Genomic DNA, 18,886 nt, shown 5'->3' with positions numbered 1-18,886 from the left:
GTAATCAAGCGGACATGATATGAAACCGATATTATCATTCAAATCATACAAGCCATGCCCAATTGCTACTCCTGTTGCAAGTGAAGGGAAATCGTGGTCTAACACCTCTATTGGACTAGTAGTATAAATACCTACTTTTCGGTATAAATTGCCGATTAACTCTTTTTTTTACTATCCATACTAATAACTGGGTTCCCTTTAGAAAAATACTCCTGCTTGAGACTTTCAATATTCTCGAATTGCTCGTTGCGGTATTCGCTTTTGGATTCGGCTGCTTCTTCTAGTGCTAAATATTCTTCACGGGTGTAGTAGCGTTTTCCTGTCTGTGTTTGCATAAAAACCTCTTTAACAATTCAAAATTCAAAATTGAAGAGAGCAATCTTGATTATTCCCTGATTTAAGCAATACTGCCCCGCTTTCTGGCTTCTTTGTAGGAAGTTCCCACATTTTTCAAACCAGCTTTAATCATTTGTTGTTCGAGAAGGGCAAAGAAACGCGCTCTATCGCCACCTTTTACCACTGCTTGATTATGCGCTTCGGCGATCGCTACAGGGTAGCCATATCCTTTTTGCACTTGTGCTAGCATTAGTCCCAATGCTTGATCTAACATGGTTGCATTATCCGCTACCCATGCCGGAACTTCGATCCGGGCGATTTCGGTCCCAACGTGGACGTAGCAAAAGTAAATGGTTTGATCTCCGTAGAGTTCGAGAATGGGGGAATTACTGCGCCACAAGGTACTGCGTTGTCCTGGTTTGAGTCGAGTTGCCCAAACAGAAGTATCTCGCAACTGTTCAAAAATTTTACAAGGTACTTTTTCTAGCTGATTTGGGCAATGACTTTTACAGTCTGGCACTGGATGGGGACAAGCCAATAACCGTAAAAAGTTCATTGTTTCGATGCTGCGAGAGGCGCTGAGATAGCCCATTAACGGAATTTGAGCATCACGCATCTGCTGCCAAGCTTCGAGGATGGGGGGTAAAATGCGATCGCGTGCATCCATCGGCAATTGTTCTAAAAACCAGTAAATTAACGAACCATCTACCATCGCTAGCGCTGGCGTTTTGGCTTGCGCTGCACCACACGCAAGTTCTGCCAACACTGTTGTTTCTGAAGCAGTGCGGCGAAAACTCATCCATTCCTCGGTTCTAATTCCCCACTGCCGAGACATATATAAATCTTCTGGGCGGTAAAAGACCTCTGGCAAACTATCAAGTAGCGGATGGCGATTTTGTCCGTAGTGTAAGACGACTCTGCCAATATTCAGGAGATAACAGTAAGCAATTTCGTGATGGTTGGGGGCAATTTGTGAACCATCGGTAGCGATGACAGTATGAATTTTTGGGGGAACTGGGATATCGATGCAGGTTTCTAGTGGCTCAATTGGGGTAGCATTAGCAAATAGAATGCGATCGCGCCATTTTTCCTGGCGATCGATTAAATCTTGTTGACACTCGTAAGCATTTTTGAGATGTTGTTGCGCCAATTCTAAACGCTGGCGACTGGCAGCAGCTTCTAAAGTAAGATGCTGACTTAAACCCTGCATTTGTCGCGCCAGTTTTGTCAGGTCAAGCATAGGATTTTATACTTTATATTAAGCCAAAATGGCAAATTTCAGTGTTTAAATCTCACACAAAGACACGAAGTAAACCTCTGCTTCTCTGTGTGTGTGCGTGAGATTATCCTCATTTTTCAATACCAACTTGAGAAATCTTTGGCAAATTGAGACAGTGATAACAACTGAATCCGCCGATCATTTTGGGCAGATTCCCGTTCTGCTTGGATATTATAGCCCCAGTCTGCAAGAAAGAGTTTCACATCTTCAAGGTCTGTTTGCTGTTGAACTAACTGCAATGTCTTGAGTCTATCTTCTACAAACCAGAGACTAACTGGCTTTTTATCTGCTGCTTGAATTAATTCTCGCAGAATTTCAAATTTGGGACGCTTGATTTCTTTCCCAAAAATCGCTGCTGCTGGTAAATTCACTCCTTCTTGTTGCAACAACTGCTGTACAAAACGCCCTTCTTTAGTTGTCACAATGTATAGCTTAACTCCACTGTCAACAGTTAATTTTATTTTTTCTACTACACCCGGATAAAATCTATGCAGACTTAGCCAACCGTCTAAATCGGTGGTAATCCATTCATCCCGTTGGTTATCTAGTTTCGCACTAATTTCTCTTGCTTGTAGCTTGTCATTTAACAAAACTTTCGGGGCGATGCTTGGCCATTCATGAAGAATTTTCTCATCAGGAATTCCATCTACCAACGCTTTGATTAAAAGGGGCATTTCCCAACCCGTTTCAATTACAGGTCGCAGGCGATAGAATCTCAAAGCTAAATCATCTGGTGGTGTGTCGTTAGCAGGCGACCAAATTTCACAATAGGTGCGCCATGCTACCTCAAAATATTCAATTAGTCCGTCGCAAATCACTCCATCAAAGTCCAAGGCTAAAATCGTGGGACTACTTGCGGTCATTGTTTTGAGGATTAAAACTGCTGTTGTCAGCTTACCCGACAAATTCCAATCATGCAGTAATTTTTATTAGTCTTTTATAATTTATAACTCGCTCAAAAAGTATGGTGGCATTGTCCAATCTGATTTGGTACTGGTAGGTTAACGAGGATCTACAGCAGGTTTGCGATCAACTAAACGAATTTGGTTTTGCTTGACTACTACAGTGATTAGTGGCAGAGAACGTTTAGCTGGGCCATGAACGACTCGACCCTGAGAATCGTATTGAGACCCATGACAAGGACAAATAAAGTGATTCTTCTCAAGATCCCACTCAACTGTACATCCTAAATGAGTGCAAATTGGATTGATAGCGTACTCAGCAATCTTTGGCCCGTCTTGAATGATCAGATAATCAACGCTATGATCTGGCAAGCCTTTTACAAAAATCGGAATTCCGGGCTTTGCAGTTGCCAATAGTGCATTAGCCTCAATTTCCTTGTCGTCTTTAGCCAGTGCCACAGATCCTGGAAGATAATTTTGACAGCGCGAATTCTTTGGATACAGCGAGCAAAGGGTTTCTAGGTCTATTTCACGACTTTGACTGACTTTGGGAAATAGATATCCAATAGCTACTGATGCAAGTGTACTACCTAGCATATAGGTTAAGAAACCTCGGCGCGTTTTTATCCTCGCTGGAATTTTGTCATTAGTAGAAGAATGTTCTTTCATAACTTGATTTACCAATAAAAGTCTACTACTATACTACGGCACGATCGCATTAGGATTATGCTTTGGTTTTAAGAAAGAACACCGAAAAAACTATGCTCATTACCGCATCTTCTTTGATTGGCGATCGCACTCTAATCTAGACGATCGCCATGACGAATGCGATTCGGGATGCTTTGATTGAGTGATCACCAGAAGATAGAGAAAAATTTACTCAAAAGGCATCGCAACTAAATAAAGAATTAAAACAGTTGCATAGCTGGATTAATCAACAGATTCAAACTATCCCCGCAGATCAGCGCCAACTGGTGACAACGTATGATGCATTCCAATATTATCGATGTGCTTATTGGGATTGCGCGATCGCAGGTACTTTAATTGGCATTAGTACCGAAGAACAACCGAGCGCTCAAACAATCCAGAGATTGGTTGAGTCAATTAAAAAGATCCGCGTTCTCGCAATTTTTTACCAAACTACAATTCACCCAGCTTTAATTAAAACTGTTCCTCAATAAGCAGAGGTGAAATTAGCACCAAATCAACTTTACTCTGATTCAATTCGTGCAAAGGGAAGTGATGGGGATTCCTACATCAAAATCATGGAAGCAAATACCCGCAGCATTGTAGAAGCATTGAGGGGAAAATATACTCCATTTCAACTAAAGAAGTAAATTCATCCGAGCAAATATCTAACCTAAGAGGTGTTTCGCTCAAATATATTCTCAAAGTCTCTCCAGAGAAAGAACTCTTTGTATCTCCGATTTTCTACAGTGTTAGTGGTAAAGTTAGATTGTTTAATACCTGAAAAAACCATGACTGAGAATAATCAAGAAAATCAAATTAATCAACCAGTGAGCGAAGATACACATTTAGGCGAAGAACCAAACGTCAAAGAAAGAAACTTAACAGCGAATCCGGGAGATAGAATTGCTGATGAGTCTCAATCAGTTGAAGAGAAGGGTCAACAGCTAGCTGTTGATGATGTACCAGACATTACAGGCGACAGAATCACAGTGCCGACTTATTTCGTTGTGGATGAACCCAACGGCGAAAAGAAGGCACTCCACCACGTTAAAGATGCTGAAGAGATTTCCGACGTAATTCGGCAAGCACGAGTTGACGAAAATGGAAATCGAATTTGGTAGTAGTCTTTCATTGAAGAGACACGGGGACACAGGGAGTTCTTTCTTTGCGTCCCCGTATCTGTCTTCTTTGGTCAAGTTGGTCTATTAATGACGCAATCAAAATCTGGAAATTCTCCCAGGATGAACAGTAATGACAAATGTCACAAGTACCAAAGAATTGATATATTGGAGTACACCAGAAATTCAAAATAAAATTTTAGAACTTGTTAAAGGTCGCAATGTAGAGCCGTTAAAAGCTAAAATATATAGATAAGTAGATGGTTCTAAATAAATATAAGATAGTTTGTCATTGCGAAGGTCGTGAAGCAATCTCAGTCTTTGCGATTGCTTCACTCCACTGCGTTGCGCTTGCAATGACATTTTATATTTAATTTCGCCCAGCTACTTAATGACTTTCGGTTAGTTAAAAGTCAAACGAGAAACAATACAGCGACTAAGTTATACAATAGCTGTTGGGAGACGTTGAACTAACAAAGTTTTCTAATGCTATGCTGCCACTACAACAACAAGTTACTTCTACCGACAGCTACAACTACCTGCTATTCTTGCCCGATGGGCTACGCCCCGACAGAGGCGATCGCAATGAAATACAACAGCCACTTTTCCCAACAATCCTGTTTTTACATGGTGCGGGTGAAAGAGGTTCTAACTTAGACGACGTGAAAAAGCAGGGTGTTGCCAAAATTGTTGAACAACAGCCAGACTTTCCCTTCATTGTGATTTCTCCGCAATGTCCGCACGGTGAATATTGGAATGTAGAACGATTGAGCGCCCTTCTGGATGAGGCGATGTCTCTTGACTCACCTGAAAGCGGCTACGCACCCTATGTTGATCCAGATCGGGTTTACCTGACCGGCTTAAGTATGGGTGGTTACGGAACATGGCATTTAGCAGCAGCACAGCCCCAAAGATTTGCTGCGATCGCGCCTATCTGTGGCGGTGGTAATCCACAAGCAGCACGTAAGTTGAAAAATCTTCCCGTGTGGGCATTTCACGGAGCCAAAGATAATGTAGTTCCCTTAAGTGCGTCCGAAATCATGGTTTTTGCACTCAAAGCCCGCGATGGGAATGTAAAATTTACAGTTTACCCAGAAGCCGCTCACGACTCGTGGACGCAGACATACAATAATCCAGAACTTTATAAGTGGTTTTTGCAGCATCGGCGACAGCCAATTGCGGGTTAAAGCACCAGGAATCATACAAAGGTGATTGCAGAGAAATTAAACTGGCATTTATAATCAATTTAAATTATGTGTATAACCTCAATTTAATTAGAGCACGTTTGTAAAGTCTAATTTATTACTAGTCCTGGCGACTAGAAGTCGCGGCTACACAGACAAAACCCGCCTGCGCGGGTTAAAAGTGTTACTTTTTCGTTAGTCCACGGAGGTGGACTTTGATTGTGTAGTAGCGACTAGAAGTCGCCCAATACTTTTAAAACATCCTCTTAAAACTATTGAACATATTTTGTCTAATTTAGTATTGATAACTTGCTACATTTCGTTTTGCTCATCTACTGTTTCTCCAAGCGGATGAATTATTTTCCCCTCAAATTTTCCACCTAAACCGAGTCCTAATTCAATTTTATAAATTGTTTCAAACTCAGCTTCTAACTGCTCAATCGTTGGTAAATTTCCTTGCAATGGTTCCGGTAAAGTATCTTTTAGCTGATACGCCGAAACACTAATCGGCTTATGCATATCCCGCAGAGAGTATTCGGCAATTACCTTATTTTTGCTTTTGCACAAAATCATCCCAACGGTTAAAGTTGGTGGTTGCTTTACCCTGACGGTGATACAACTTACTTTCAATTTGGTGAACTAAAACATTTCGACTCCAGCCATACTGGATAGTCTGCTGTAAGTACCACAAGCGTTCTGTTTGGTCTTTAATGGTATCCAATATACGGACATTATGACCCCAAGGAATTAGTGCAACAACCTGTTGCACTAATTCCTCATCTGGATAAGCTTGGGCAAATGCCCGCATATACTTAAGGTTGCGAAGCGAAAAGCCCTTCATCTCAGGAAAAGCTTTCTGCAAATCAGCCGCCAGACGATTGATAACTTTTGCTCCCCAACCCTGCTGCTGTTGGCGATTCAGAATATCTCGCCCAATTTGCCAGTAGAGTAATACTAATTCTTTATTGAGCGCTAGAAATTCGGCTTTTTAATTCAGTTAAAAAATCTTCATAACCAACGATCGCAGATGCGCCGGTTTGTGAAGCTTCGGATTTATCGTCTCTAGGCATAAAAAAGAATTAACGCTACTTCTATACTGTCAGCATCAGGCAAAATTTTGCTAACCAAATTAGGGATACACTCAGCAGCGAGTCTGAAATAATGGTTTCCTTCCGTGCTGAAAGGCTACGACAGGAAGGAAAATTTCCAGTTTATCCAGAAGCGATCGCAATATACAATTCAACATCGGCGGCGGAAGGCTGTGAGTTAAATTTGCCAGGATTTACGCAAGTGCGATGTCTACGACGGGCTACGCCTACGCTAAAACTTCAACATATTTTCATTAAAAACATTTTTTTGCGCCCAAAGATTAAAACTTCTAAGAAGTCGTCACTTGCACATTTGACATTAGAGTATATAGCTTCAATAATGTTCTTACGTAAAAATCCGTACTCGTATAGGACTCCTATTTGATTTTTGCTGAATATACTGAGAGTCAAAAGCTGATCCGGCTAGCTCTCAGTCAGCTTGGCTTTGACAAATCAAATGGGATTGCTATATAAACTGGCATTAATAGGGTTGCATTATGCTTTTCTCGAATTCAACATCCAGCTTAAAAACTCGCCAAAAAAATAACAAAATAGGCACAGTTTTTTGGACTCATACTAATATTGTGCTGCTGACTGCATATTTAATCACTCTACCGATTTGTACATTGATAACTTTATCGTTATTATTGCCCTTATTCACTGCAGGCTTATTCGCTTCCATTGGAACCTCGTACCACTCTACATCGATTCCTTGGATAGATGATGCATCAGAATGTGAACATACTGGGAGAAGCTGGCGCGATCGCAAGTGTTGGGATAATGAACACAATCCCATGTTCTGAATGGATATCGCACAAAGAGGGTATGCAAACAATCAGAACAATTGCCTAATTTGACAAAACAGGTTAATAGCCTGGGAATTAGATCAAAATGGATATGTAGCCTGTTGTTTGTCCAACCTTGAATCAACCTAACTTTGTGCGTAATCTACAAGAAACTCACTTAAATCGTGCCCGCGCCAGTCTCAGACAAGCGCTGTCTTGGTATGGATATCTTCGCAAGTCAGGGCAGCTTTCATCTAACCCAGAATTGGCAGGTTTGATGAAACCGGAATTGGAAGCTTTAAATTCCACACTCAACAAGCTGGACTCTAACATCATTAGAATTGCCGCCTTTGGTTTGGTGAGTCGGGGAAAGTCAGCAGTTTTAAATGCCTTGCTGGGAGAGAAGATTCTGCAAACTGGGCCTCTGAACGGTGTCACTCAATGGCCCCGTTCCGTCCGTTGGCAGCCCGGTGGTAAGGTGCTAGTAGAGTTAATTGATACCCCCGGATTAGATGAAATTGAGGGTGAGTCACGGGCGGACATGGCACGAGAAGTGGTACATCAGGCGGATTTAATTTTGTTTGTCGTGTCTGGTGATATCACGCGCACCGAGTATCAAGCACTGCTGGAATTGCGACAAGCACAAAAACCCCTGATTTTGGTGTTTAACAAGATAGATTTATATCCAGATACAGACCAGGGAGCGATTTACCAAAATTTACAACAACTGGGTGCAGGGAATCCTCAAGCGAAGCCTCTACTACCTGATGAAATTGTGATGGTAGCGGCGGAACCAGCCCCAATGGAAGTACGGGTTGAGTGGCCTGATGGTCGTGTAAGTTATGAATGGGAGACACCAGCACCGCAAATAGATGAACTCAAAGAGACAATTCTGAATATTCTGAATCGAGAAGGGCGATCGCTTCTGGCTTTAAATGCACTGATCCAAGCACGGGATGCAGAAGCCGCGATCGCTCAAAAAACCATCGACTTACGCGAACAAGAAGCCGAAAATATCATTTGGCAATTTACCAAATACAAAGCTTTGGCAGTAATGCTCAATCCCATTGCTTTTTTAGATATCCTTGGCGGAACTGTTGCCGATTTGGCTTTAATTCGCGCTCTAGCTAGATTGTATGGTTTGCCGATGACTAGCTATGAAGCCGGGAAAATTTTAAAAACGATTTTATTTAGTTCTGGTGGCTTGCTGCTGGGAGAATTAGGCAGTAGTTTTCTTTTGGGTTTAGGTAAGAGTACGGCTGCAATAACCAGTGGTGACAATCCCAGCAATATTACTGCCTTTGCTGGCAGTGCGATCGCTCAAGCTGGGATCGCCGGTTATGGAGCATACTCTGTTGGCAAAGCTGCTCAAGTGTATCTCGAAAAAGGCTGCACTTGGGGACAGTTGGGCGCTAGCAGCGTCATTCAAGAAATTCTTTCTCAAGTTGATCAGAACACAATTCTGTATCGTCTGCGACAGGAATTAGGATTAAAGTTATAAGATTTTTGAGTTGTATTCCGAAAAGTTTCTATTAATACTTCCTGCCTTCTATACGGCGATGCGATCGCACCAAAAAGGTAAAATATCCTTGAGCATATGACATTAATAAAATATCGATGATTAACTAAATAGGAAAATTGAATGGAAGGTAAAAGATTTATCCGCACTCTGCGATTAGAAAACTTCCTTTCTTATGGAAATGAAGGTGAAGAAATTGAACTGCAACCACTCAATGTCTTAATTGGGGCTAACACTTCGGGTAAATCGAATTTAATTGAAGCAATTGGGATTTTACGGGCGACACCCACAGACTTACCCGCCCCATTTCGGCAAGGGGGAGGAGTTAGCGAGTTTCTGTGGAAGGGTGGACAGGAAAATCCAGTAGCGACAATTGAAGCTACTTTAAATTATCCTCAAAGACCCCAGCCTTTACGCTATGAGTTTAAGTTTACAGCTACTAGACAAAGACTAGATTTGATAGACGAAGTAATAGAAAATAAATCTCCAATTTCTGTTGAAAATATTCCCATTTCTTACTATCGCTATAACAGTGGATATCCAGATTTGCGTCGGGGAGAATTATATGTAAATCCAATCAATGTGAAACCATATCAATCTATTTTATCTCAGCGAACAGATCCAGATTTGTATCCAGAACTTTCTTATCTCAGCACTACATTTTCTAATATAGCTTTATATCGTGACTGGCAGATCGGGCGATATTCAGTACCAAGAAATGCTCAAAAGCCTGACTTACCTGAACATCCTCTACTAGAAGATGGTAGTAATTTGGGTCTATTTTTAAACAACTTAAAAAATAAAATAGGTCATAGAAAAATTATTGAGAAACTGAAAAAATTTTATGAGCCAGCCGAAGAACAGGGTGTAATAATATCTGGCGGTACAGTACAGATAATTATTCGTGAAGAGGGTTTTATTGAACCAATTCCTGCAAATCGGTTATCTGATGGTACACTTCGTTATTTATTTTTAATGGCTTTACTGCTTGATCCAACTCCACCGCCACTTATTTGTATTGAAGAACCAGAGATTGGTTTACATCCAGATATTTTACCGACTATTGCAGAAATGCTCATTCAAGCGTCTCAGAGAACACAATTAATAGTGACAACTCATTCTGATGCTTTAGTTTCGGCTTTGAGTGAATATCCCGAATCAGTCATAGTTTGTGAACGAGATAAAAAAGGTAGCCACCTCCATCGTCAGGAACCTGAGAGATTGAAGAAATGGTTAGAAAAGTATACGCTTGGTGATCTCTGGCGGATGGGGCAGATTGGTGGAAATCGTTGGTAATGAAGATTTATATTTACATTGAGGGTGCAGGAGATGAAGATGATACTGAACTGCTACTCAGACCACGCCCAGGTTTTCGTAGTGGGATCAGGAGTGGAAAAGAAACCACTACTGGACTACGCCCAGGTTTTATAAAATTTTTTCAAGAATTATATGATATTGCTGGCGAAAATATTAATATATTTATTGTTATGTGTGGCTCAAGGCGTGATGCTTATGAAGATTTTAAAACAGCTTTAGAATCTCAGCCAGAAGCTTTCAATGTGTTATTAATTGATGCTGAATCTCCAGTTGATTGCACTGTTACACCTTGGGAACATCTGAGAAATAGAACAGATGATCATCCTTGGATTTTAGATGCAGTTAATTTTGAAGATAATCAGTGCCACCTAATGGTACAAACGATGGAAGCATGGTTTATTGCTGATATTGATGCTTTAAAAGAGTTTTATGGGGAGGGATTCAGGGAAGATGGAATCCTTCAGGGAATGGCACGGTATAATAGCCTGGAAGAAGTTTCTAAAGCTACTCTGAAAGTATGGCTTGAGGCAGCTACTCGCCGTACCGATAAGAGAAAATATCATAAAACAAACCATGCTCCAAAGCTCTTGGAATTGCTTGATGTAGCTAAGGTTCGCCAAGCTTCGCCATACTGCGTTCACCGAAGGTGTTGGCGAAGCCATCGCCTGTTTATCACTTTAACAGCAACAATGGCGACATCAGCAAGCTAATATAACGAAGGGTAAAAAATTCTTGAGCGATCGCCATTCATCTTTAACATCAAGCTATCATCGGATATTGGGGAATTTCCGTGCGTAACTCAATAGCATCTATGACCGCTTCTCACTCTGAAACTCCATCTACCAAACCCGACGCGAGTACTTTTATTTCCGACCATCGACAGGTAGACCGCACCAAGCTAAGTCAAATGTACCTGCACTATGTCGAGACCAAGGATAAATATCCTCACGCTGTATTGCTATATCGGGTAGGAGATTTCTTTGAATGCTATTTCCAAGATGCTGTAAAACTAGCGCAAGAATTGGAATTAGTTCTCACTAGTAAACAAGCTGGAGAACAGGGACGGGTGGCGATGTCTGGTGTTCCGCACCACGCATGGGAACGCTACGCGACGCTGCTGGTAGAAAAAGGCTATGCAGTGGTAATTTGCGACCAAGTGGAAGATGCTTCGGAAGCTGCTGGTAGATTGGTGCGGCGGGAAGTAACGCGCATCCTGACCCCCGGTACTTTGCTGGAAGAAGGAATGCTGAAATCAAGTCGCAATAATTACTTAGCAGCAGTAGTAATTGCCGCAAATCATTGGGGTTTAGCTTTTGCAGACATCTCCACAGGGGAATTTCTCACTACTCAAGGTAGTGATTTAGAACATTTGACACAAGAATTAATGCGCTTGCAACCTTCAGAGGTGTTAGTTCCGACAAATGCGCCCGATTTAGGTAGTTTGCTGCGTCCGGGAGAAACTTCGCCACATCTTCCCCAGTGTTTGCCACCATCATTTTGTTATAGTTTGCGATCGCAAGTACCTTTTTCCCAAGCTGAAGCTAGACCAAGATTATTGCAGAAATTTAAGGTGCGATCGCTCGAAGGACTCGGTTGCGATCATCTTCCCCTCGCCGTCCGTGCGGCTGGCGGTCTTCTGGAATACTTGGAAGATACTCAAAAAGAAAACCCTGTCACCCTTCAAAGACTCCGCAGCTACACTGTCACCGACTACCTAATTGTTGACAATCAAACCCGCCGTAACCTGGAAATTACTCAAACCGTCCGGGATGGCACTTTTCACGGTTCCCTACTCTGGGCGTTAGATAAAACGAGTACAGCGATGGGTGGGCGTGCTCTGCGACGGTGGTTATTGCAACCACTACTCGATATTAAAGGCATTCGGGCGCGGCAAGATACCATCCAAGAATTGATGGAAAATACGCCCCTGCGTCAAGATTTGCGGCAGTTGTTACGGCAAATTTATGACCTAGAACGCTTGACAGGAAGGGCGGGTTCTGGTACAGCTAATGCTAGAGATTTAGTAGCTTTGGCAGATTCACTCTCACGCTTACCAGAATTATCTAACTTAGTAGCCGAGACGCGTTCTCCATTCCTCAAAGCTTTGCAGAAAGTCCCAAGTGTGTTGGAAGAATTAGCACAAAAGTTACACGCGCATCTTGTAGAATCACCACCTATCCAAATCAAGGAAGGCGGATTGATTCGCCCTAGCGTGAATTCCCTGTTGGATGAGAGAAAGGCGACTGTAGAAGCAGACCAGCAATGGATTGCCAACTTGGAAGTTGATGAGAGAGCCAAGACAGGAATTTCGACACTGAAGGTAGGATTTAACAAAACTTTTGGTTATTATATCAGTATTTCCCGCACCAAATCTGATCAAGTACCCGCTAATTATATCCGCAAGCAAACCCTGACGAATGAGGAACGTTACATCACCCCAGATTTGAAGGAACGAGAAGCGCGGATTCTCACGGCGCGGGATGATTTAAATCAGTTAGAATATGAGATTTTTACGGCGTTGCGGGAAGAGGTAGGACAAGAGGCGGAAGTAATTCGCAATCTGTCTCGTGCAGTAGCGGCGGCGGATGTGTTGTGTGGTTTAGCTGAGTTGGCGGTGCATCAAGGTTACTGTCGTCCCGAAATGTTGTCAGGAAGGGAGATAAACATTGTTGATGGGCGTCATCCGGTGGTGGAACAATCTTTACCTGCGGGTTTCTTTGTGCCGAATTCGACTCAATTGGGTCAAGAGTCATTTGTCATTAGTCATTTGTCATTAGCAGATGACCAAGAACAAATAACAAATGACCAAGGACAAAGGACAAATGACAGTCCCGATTTGATCATTCTCACCGGGCCAAATGCTAGTGGCAAAAGTTGTTATTTGCGTCAGGTGGGATTGATTCAGTTAATGGCGCAGATTGGTAGTTTTGTACCAGCTAGGTTTGCCAGATTGGGAATATGCGATCGCATTTTCACTCGTGTAGGTGCAGTAGATGATCTTGCAACTGGTCAATCTACGTTCATGGTGGAGATGAATGAAACGGCGAATATTCTCAACCATGCCACATCTAGGTCGCTGGTACTGTTAGATGAAATTGGCCGCGGGACAGCGACATTTGATGGTCTTTCCATCGCTTGGGCGGTGGCAGAATATATAGCAGTGGATATTCGGTCACGCACGATTTTTGCCACGCATTATCACGAGTTAAATGAACTGGCTAGTATTTTGCCGAATGTGGCTAACTATCAGGTGACAGTGAAAGAATTACCCGACCAAATTATCTTTTTGCATCAAGTTCAACCAGGAGGTGCTGATAAGTCTTATGGGATTGAAGCAGGACGGTTGGCGGGTTTGCCTGCGGTGGTGATTCAACGAGCAAAACAAGTTATGGGACAAATTGAGAAACACAGTAAGATTGCGATCGGGTTGCAAAATTTGGATTGATATCTTACCGCATTTCCTTAACAATGTAAAAAACATACACTTGTCAGGGCAGAGGAGGCAGAGGGAGATGAGGAAAATGAGGGAGTGGGAGAAAGCAATGCCCAATGCCCAATGCCCAATGCCCCACGCCCGACATTACATTTACAATCGATTAGTATCTTTTGTAACTAACTTCCAGCCTTCAGCTTGGTCAACTAGCTTCATGGACTCTAGTTCGAGATTGTTGAAAGCAGATGTATGAAGCAGGAAGTAGGGTTGGCCGTTGTAGTGCCAATAATATTGCAGTTCACCAACAGAAGCGGGAATAATAGTGCGATCGCTATAAAAATCCAACGAGGGACGATGGTAGGGAAAAGATGTGTAAATCTTCCTCGTCGCTGGATTTGCCCGCACGATCATGGCGGCGACAGGTTTAACTGGATAGGCTTCAGATAATTCCCAAACCCAGTAGTTAGATTTCATTAACAGCAACAGCGAAATATAACTTCCCCAAAACAAAATTTTCAGAAATTGCCCGTCGCCTCGTTCTGCCAAAATAGCTGCTAAGGTCATAGTTAAAGCTACTGTTGCAAAAATCAGTTGTAAGTCTGTTTTCGGTGTTGTGCCCCAACTGAAATACATGCTACCAGCAGAAGCGACTACTGCAAGTATCGCCAAACCAGCCACCCAAGCACGGGGATAGGATGAGAGTAAAGGCGAATTTTCCGTATCTGATAACTGGATACCAAAAGCTAAGGCTAAACTTGGGTAAATTGGGAATAGATACCAGGGAACTTTGGTAATCATGAAGGAAATTACCAGCAGATAAACACCACTCCATGCCAGTACTAGTTTTGCCCAGCTAAGATTGCGATTTTCCCAGGTTAAGCGGACAGTTTGCGGTAAGAACAATAACCACGGCCATGTGTATTTGAGAAGTTCAATCACATAGTACCAAGGTGGTTCCGAATTCCCCTCTACAACAGAGCCAATTCGGCCTAGTGATGGGTTTGCAAGCCCAATCTGAGCGAAAGTGTAACCATAGTGAATTAGTTGGGCACTATACCAACCAGCTACAGGCAGAATGCCAATTAAGATTGCTATCCACAAATAGTAACAGGTGAGCAGTCGTGGCGTATCCCAAAACAGAAATGCGATCGCGATCGCACCTAATAATACACCTAGCAGTCCTTGAGTTAGGCAAATCAACCCAAAACTAACGCCAACACCAAGGCAATAACGTAAATCTCGGCGCGATCGCAACACGCAGAACATCATCACCATCAAAAAACTTACCATCGCCCCATCTAACATTGCTAACCGCCCATGACGCACCACAGGTAGCATTGTTAGGTAAATCAAGGCGCTATAAATAGCAGCCCAACGCTGGCGAAATATCTCTCGAGCAATGCAATACAGTAAAGGTACAGATGTCGCTGTTAAAATTGCTCCAGGTAGGCGGGTTGTCCACTCATTTTCACCTCCTAGAGAATAAGCCCAAGCAATTAGCAAATGCATCAAAGGCGGCTTGTTATAGTATGGTTCGCCTCCTAGCGTTGGGTAAAGCCAACGCATTGAACCTGCTGGTGCGTGCCAAATTTCACGAGCAACCTGTGCCACAGTACCTTCATCCCAATCTCGCAGCGGCAATCCTCCTAGATTGATGCTAAACAGTAACACTGCTGCCAACAGCAACACTATTAGCCATACCCAATCAATCCATTTGCCAACCGTGCGATGCTGTTTTTCTAGATGACTCCAAATAAAGCTTCCTTCTTGCATATTCTCTGGTAATCATTTTACTTGCTGGTTTGATTACATAGAGACCAGAGCGAATCTCCAATGTTGCCACCCAGTAGCAACGTATATTCTTAACAATTGCTAGTTTCCAAGATTAACTCAACTTTCTCTAATTAGCGCTATTTTTTTAAAAATTTATCTTAGTTAGTTAAAGAACATTTAAGCCAATAAATGATAAAAATAATACAAGCAATAAATTATTTATTACCTGCAGATTAGTCCGTAAATTAACTTGTATTTTATTTTTAATGTCACGCTTAGTTTCAATTTTATCTACTTAGTTTTTATCTGAATAAATTCAGGAAACAGGAAATAATTGCTACAGTGTTTCAATGGCGTGCTGAACACGTAAAGGAATTATTTGTAATCTTTTTGGATAGTACTTTTAAGAAGAAAGCATAATTAATTAGCACCTAGAAAAGCAATTCAATCATAAATAATTGAATAAAATTATCTCCAGGAGCAAATATTATAATTTTAAATTTAATTAAGCGATTATTGAATTTAAATATCTATGTTATACAATTTTCTAAAAGCACTTTTTAAAATAATGAACATGTATAAGATTATGGGAGTTTATCAATGAATTTACCTGTAGTTGTGGATATTACTATTGGATTGGTTTTTATTTACTTGATTTTCAGCGTGCTAGCTTCTGAAATTCAAGAATTAATTGCCACATGTTTACAATGGAGAGCTAAACATTTAAAAAATTCAATTGAATTACTTTTAGCAGGTGGTAGCGAAACTGAAGAATCAGATATTACTAAGGCAAAAAACTTGGTACAGAAACTTTATAACGATCCTTTGATTAATACCTTGAATCAACAAGCTAAGGATCAAGTAGAAAGGCAGTTTCGGGAAATTGCTAAAAGCATTGACAAAAAAGGACTAGGAGAGAAACAAAGCGGCCCTTCTTATCTTCCTTCTGAAACATTTGCAATTACTTTATTAGATACCTTAAAAATTCCCCAATTAATTAATCATGTGAAACATCCTAGTGACGAATTTAAAACTAATTTGCACATGATATTAGGATTTTACAAAGAACTTAAGACAGGCATTAACGATCAAAATAGTGAAAGTTACAAAACAATTCAAACAATTTATGGAGATATTGACCAGAAATTTATAGATTTTGTTAATAAAGAGTTACCTAATGATGTACCTGATAATTTAATCAAGAGTCTTGCTGTGATTGCTCAACGTAGTCGGATAAAGATTGGCGACCTCATAGAAGAAATGAATCAGTTTAAAAATGAAGTCGAAACATGGTTTGATCGCTCTATGGATCGAGCTAGTGGTGTTTATAAGCGCAATGCCAAAGGAGTTGCAATTTTAATTGGAATATCAATTGCCATCTTAACCAATACTGATACATTTCACCTCGTTAAAAGACTCTCACAGGATTCGGTTATCCGCTCTACTATTACTCAAAGTGCAATTAAGGGAAGCGATTATATCAAAGACCCAGAAGCCAGAAGGGAAATTGAGAAACTATTAGAAAATGCTTCTATCCCCATTGGATGGCAAAACATCAATCAACAGTTTGAGCTATTAGATACTAAAGACTCGAATAGTCGAAACGTCTTATTAATTAAAAGTTGGCAGGTTTTTAAATTAATTTGCGGTTGGATAGTGAGTGGTTTAGCTATTGCTATGGGTGCGCCTTTTTGGTTTGATATCCTTAATAAAGTTATCAATGTGCGGAATGCCGGGCCAAAACCTGTTGCGTATACTAAGGATCAACCGTCTCAGAAATAGCGTTTTACAGTAGTTTTCATTTATTTGAATCACATCTGTTGTAGGGGTACAGCAATGCCAGGGCGAATGGAATTCGCGGCTACACAAACGAACGCGAACAGCGTCTCGCAGAGAAGTCCGCCTGCGCGGACTAAGGAAAAATTGAGTGTTTGAAACCCACGGAAGTGGGTTTTGCTTGTGTAGATGCGGTTTCTAACCGCCGATTTAACTGTGTGATCTATTTACTTAAAAAATAAAAATAACTTGGAGTTTTAATTCTTTATTCTGAAGAATAATCTCAATTTGCCTGATGAATTCTCGAAAGTAAAATCGTCGCTCTGTTTCTGACAAATCTAACCAAAATTGTGGTATGGAAACAGCTTGAGCTACAGAACGCAAGTTAACTGGGGGAAGTGTCGCCAACTTGGCTTCGAGTGCAGAAATTTCTGTGCGGAGTTTGTAAGCCCTTAACTTTGCTGTTTCGGCATCTAAAATTCCAGTTTCAATTAATGCGGGTAACTGAGCAAGTATTTCTTGCTGATGTGCGATCGCTTGCCCTAAACTATTCTTCATTGCATCCAACTGAGGAAAATTCATCCCTGCTACAGCTAAGGGTAAGTCACGGCAAACGGTTTCAATTGTATGTTCTAAAACCTCTTGGTAGGAAATAGCCTTACACTTGGGGCGTTGAGGACAGCTAGTAGAACGTAAATAAAGATACTCTTTATCTTGATTGCGTTGGGTGACACGAGTAACTGTCATGTGTGACTGACACTCAGCACAGACAACCAACCCAGCTAAAGAACGCCTAGCACTAGCAGTTCGAGATGGTAAACGGCTGTTACGGCGTAAAAGTCGGTCAACTTGGGCTGCTTCTTCTTTAGAAATTATCGGAATATGGGTATTGGAGATAATTTCACCATTTTGGTAAGCTGTATTACCGCGATAAACTGGATTAGTTAGCCAGCGTCTTCCTGTGGTGACAGAGATTTTTTTGCTGTATTTTTTCGCCAAGTAACGAACTGAACCCCGCAGGGAACCATAGAGTAAAAAGTGTTCAAAAAAATCTTTGACTACTGGTGAAGTACTGCGGTCTATAGTATATTTTCCCTTACCTCTGCGATAGCCGTAGGGAACTTTGCCGGGTGGCGGTGCAACATCGAGACGATTACGGGCGTGTCCTTGACGAATGCGACGACTACGTTGCTGACGTTGGATTGCGTGTAGCAAATTCAGCAAGTCAGCGCCCAAAGGGTAATTTTCGGAAGTGTAGGGCTGTTCAGTAGCAATTATCGCTACTCCCATTGCTTCGAGTTGATGTAAGCGATCGCTAATTTCCTCTACAGTATCCCCTAATTCTTCCAACCGACGAATCAACAGATAATCTGCCCTTTCAGTTTGGCAATCGGTAAATAATTGTTGTAATTGCGATCGCGTAGCGTGTCCAAAGGACTCTCGCGTAGCCTGTCCAGAAGACTCTTGCTTACCTAAATCTTCATAAACCCGATCCACCTCCCATCCCCAATCGGCTTGATCGGGAGAAGATTCTAATAGCGGATTGGTGTAAGAGTAGGCAATGATTTTCATTAGTCATTAGTCATTAGTCATTAGTCATTAGTCATTAGTCATTGGTCATTGGGAAAAAACAAGGTAGAGACTTTTTCAATAATTCCCCCTTATCTCCCTTGTCCCCCTTGTCCC

At 41.6% G+C, this 18,886-nt stretch carries 14 protein-coding genes and 2 pseudogenes; 8 read left to right on the top strand and 8 right to left on the bottom strand.

Features of this window, described 5'->3' with window-relative positions; all coding sequences use genetic code 11:
• The 4 genes and pseudogenes from HWQ41_RS34270 to HWQ41_RS09020 all read right to left on the bottom strand — a co-directional run.
• A pseudogene (locus HWQ41_RS34270) lies at positions 1-335 on the bottom strand (hypothetical protein); the annotation flags it as partial.
• Between the two features lie 62 nt (positions 336-397).
• Positions 398-1,576 (bottom strand): DNA double-strand break repair nuclease NurA, encoded by a 1,179-nt coding sequence (locus HWQ41_RS09030; protein WP_292761681.1) that lies wholly within the window; start codon positions 1,574-1,576, stop codon positions 398-400.
• Positions 1,577-1,692: 116 nt separating this feature from the next.
• A complete protein-coding gene (locus HWQ41_RS09025; protein WP_292761679.1) occupies positions 1,693-2,478 on the bottom strand; it encodes an HAD family hydrolase in 786 nt (261 codons plus the stop codon).
• Between the two features lie 138 nt (positions 2,479-2,616).
• Entirely contained in the window at positions 2,617-3,186 is a 570-nt protein-coding gene (locus tag HWQ41_RS09020; protein ID WP_292761676.1) for a Rieske 2Fe-2S domain-containing protein, read from the bottom strand.
• Between the two features lie 143 nt (positions 3,187-3,329).
• Here HWQ41_RS09020 and HWQ41_RS09015 point away from each other — a divergent pair.
• The 3 genes and pseudogenes from HWQ41_RS09015 to HWQ41_RS09005 all read left to right on the top strand — a co-directional run.
• Positions 3,330-3,854, top strand: a pseudogene (locus tag HWQ41_RS09015) (zinc ABC transporter substrate-binding protein); the annotation flags it as partial.
• A 141-nt stretch (positions 3,855-3,995) separates the two neighbouring features.
• Positions 3,996-4,328, top strand: a complete 333-nt coding sequence (locus tag HWQ41_RS09010; RefSeq protein ID WP_292761673.1) for a hypothetical protein — start codon at positions 3,996-3,998, stop codon at positions 4,326-4,328.
• A 488-nt stretch (positions 4,329-4,816) separates the two neighbouring features.
• On the top strand, positions 4,817-5,512 hold the full coding sequence (locus HWQ41_RS09005) for a prolyl oligopeptidase family serine peptidase (protein WP_292761670.1): 696 nt from the start codon (positions 4,817-4,819) through the stop codon (positions 5,510-5,512).
• Between the two features lie 309 nt (positions 5,513-5,821).
• On the opposite strand, the gene HWQ41_RS09000 is transcribed toward HWQ41_RS09005, so the two are convergent.
• The gene (locus HWQ41_RS09000; RefSeq protein ID WP_292761669.1) at positions 5,822-6,076 is read right to left on the bottom strand and encodes a PDDEXK nuclease domain-containing protein; all 255 of its coding nucleotides are present in this window, start codon (positions 6,074-6,076) and stop codon (positions 5,822-5,824) included.
• Positions 6,057-6,431, bottom strand: a complete 375-nt coding sequence (locus tag HWQ41_RS08995; protein WP_292761682.1) for a DUF1016 N-terminal domain-containing protein — start codon at positions 6,429-6,431, stop codon at positions 6,057-6,059. The genes HWQ41_RS09000 and HWQ41_RS08995 overlap by 20 nt, the downstream gene beginning before the upstream one ends.
• Positions 6,432-7,536: 1,105 nt before the next feature.
• On the opposite strand from HWQ41_RS08995, the gene HWQ41_RS08990 reads away from it, so the two are divergent.
• The 4 genes from HWQ41_RS08990 (at position 7,537) to mutS (ending at position 13,663) form a co-directional block, all read left to right on the top strand.
• Positions 7,537-8,883: a GTP-binding protein gene (locus tag HWQ41_RS08990; RefSeq protein WP_292761667.1), complete on the top strand. Its 1,347-nt coding sequence runs from the start codon at positions 7,537-7,539 to the stop codon at positions 8,881-8,883.
• A gap of 141 nt (positions 8,884-9,024) precedes the next feature.
• Entirely contained in the window at positions 9,025-10,197 is a 1,173-nt protein-coding gene (locus HWQ41_RS08985; protein ID WP_292761666.1) for an AAA family ATPase, read from the top strand.
• Entirely contained in the window at positions 10,197-10,928 is a 732-nt protein-coding gene (locus tag HWQ41_RS08980) for a DUF4276 family protein (RefSeq protein ID WP_292761663.1), read from the top strand. Before HWQ41_RS08985 ends, HWQ41_RS08980 begins: the two co-directional genes overlap by 1 nt.
• Before the next feature lie 101 nt (positions 10,929-11,029).
• Positions 11,030-13,663 (top strand): DNA mismatch repair protein MutS, encoded by a 2,634-nt coding sequence (mutS, locus tag HWQ41_RS08975; RefSeq protein WP_292761647.1) that lies wholly within the window; start codon positions 11,030-11,032, stop codon positions 13,661-13,663.
• A gap of 141 nt (positions 13,664-13,804) precedes the next feature.
• Here the strand turns inward: mutS and HWQ41_RS08970 are convergent, their stop codons facing one another.
• Positions 13,805-15,424, bottom strand: a complete 1,620-nt coding sequence (locus tag HWQ41_RS08970; RefSeq protein WP_292761645.1) for a glycosyltransferase family 39 protein — start codon at positions 15,422-15,424, stop codon at positions 13,805-13,807.
• Positions 15,425-16,024: 600 nt separating this feature from the next.
• Between HWQ41_RS08970 and HWQ41_RS08965 the strand changes: the two genes are divergently transcribed.
• Positions 16,025-17,206: a hypothetical protein gene (locus HWQ41_RS08965; protein ID WP_292761643.1), complete on the top strand. Its 1,182-nt coding sequence runs from the start codon at positions 16,025-16,027 to the stop codon at positions 17,204-17,206.
• Positions 17,207-17,431: 225 nt separating this feature from the next.
• Here the strand turns inward: HWQ41_RS08965 and HWQ41_RS08960 are convergent, their stop codons facing one another.
• The gene (locus tag HWQ41_RS08960) at positions 17,432-18,772 is read right to left on the bottom strand and encodes a recombinase family protein (protein WP_292761641.1); all 1,341 of its coding nucleotides are present in this window, start codon (positions 18,770-18,772) and stop codon (positions 17,432-17,434) included.
• Positions 18,773-18,886: the final 114 nt, after the last annotated feature.

The sequence above is a fragment of the Nostoc sp. NOS(2021) genome (assembly GCF_017115025.1).
Taxonomy (GTDB): Bacteria; Cyanobacteriota; Cyanobacteriia; order Cyanobacteriales; family Nostocaceae; genus Nostoc.
Note: the sequence above shows the minus strand (reverse complement) of the source record. Positions and strands in the feature narration are given on the sequence as shown.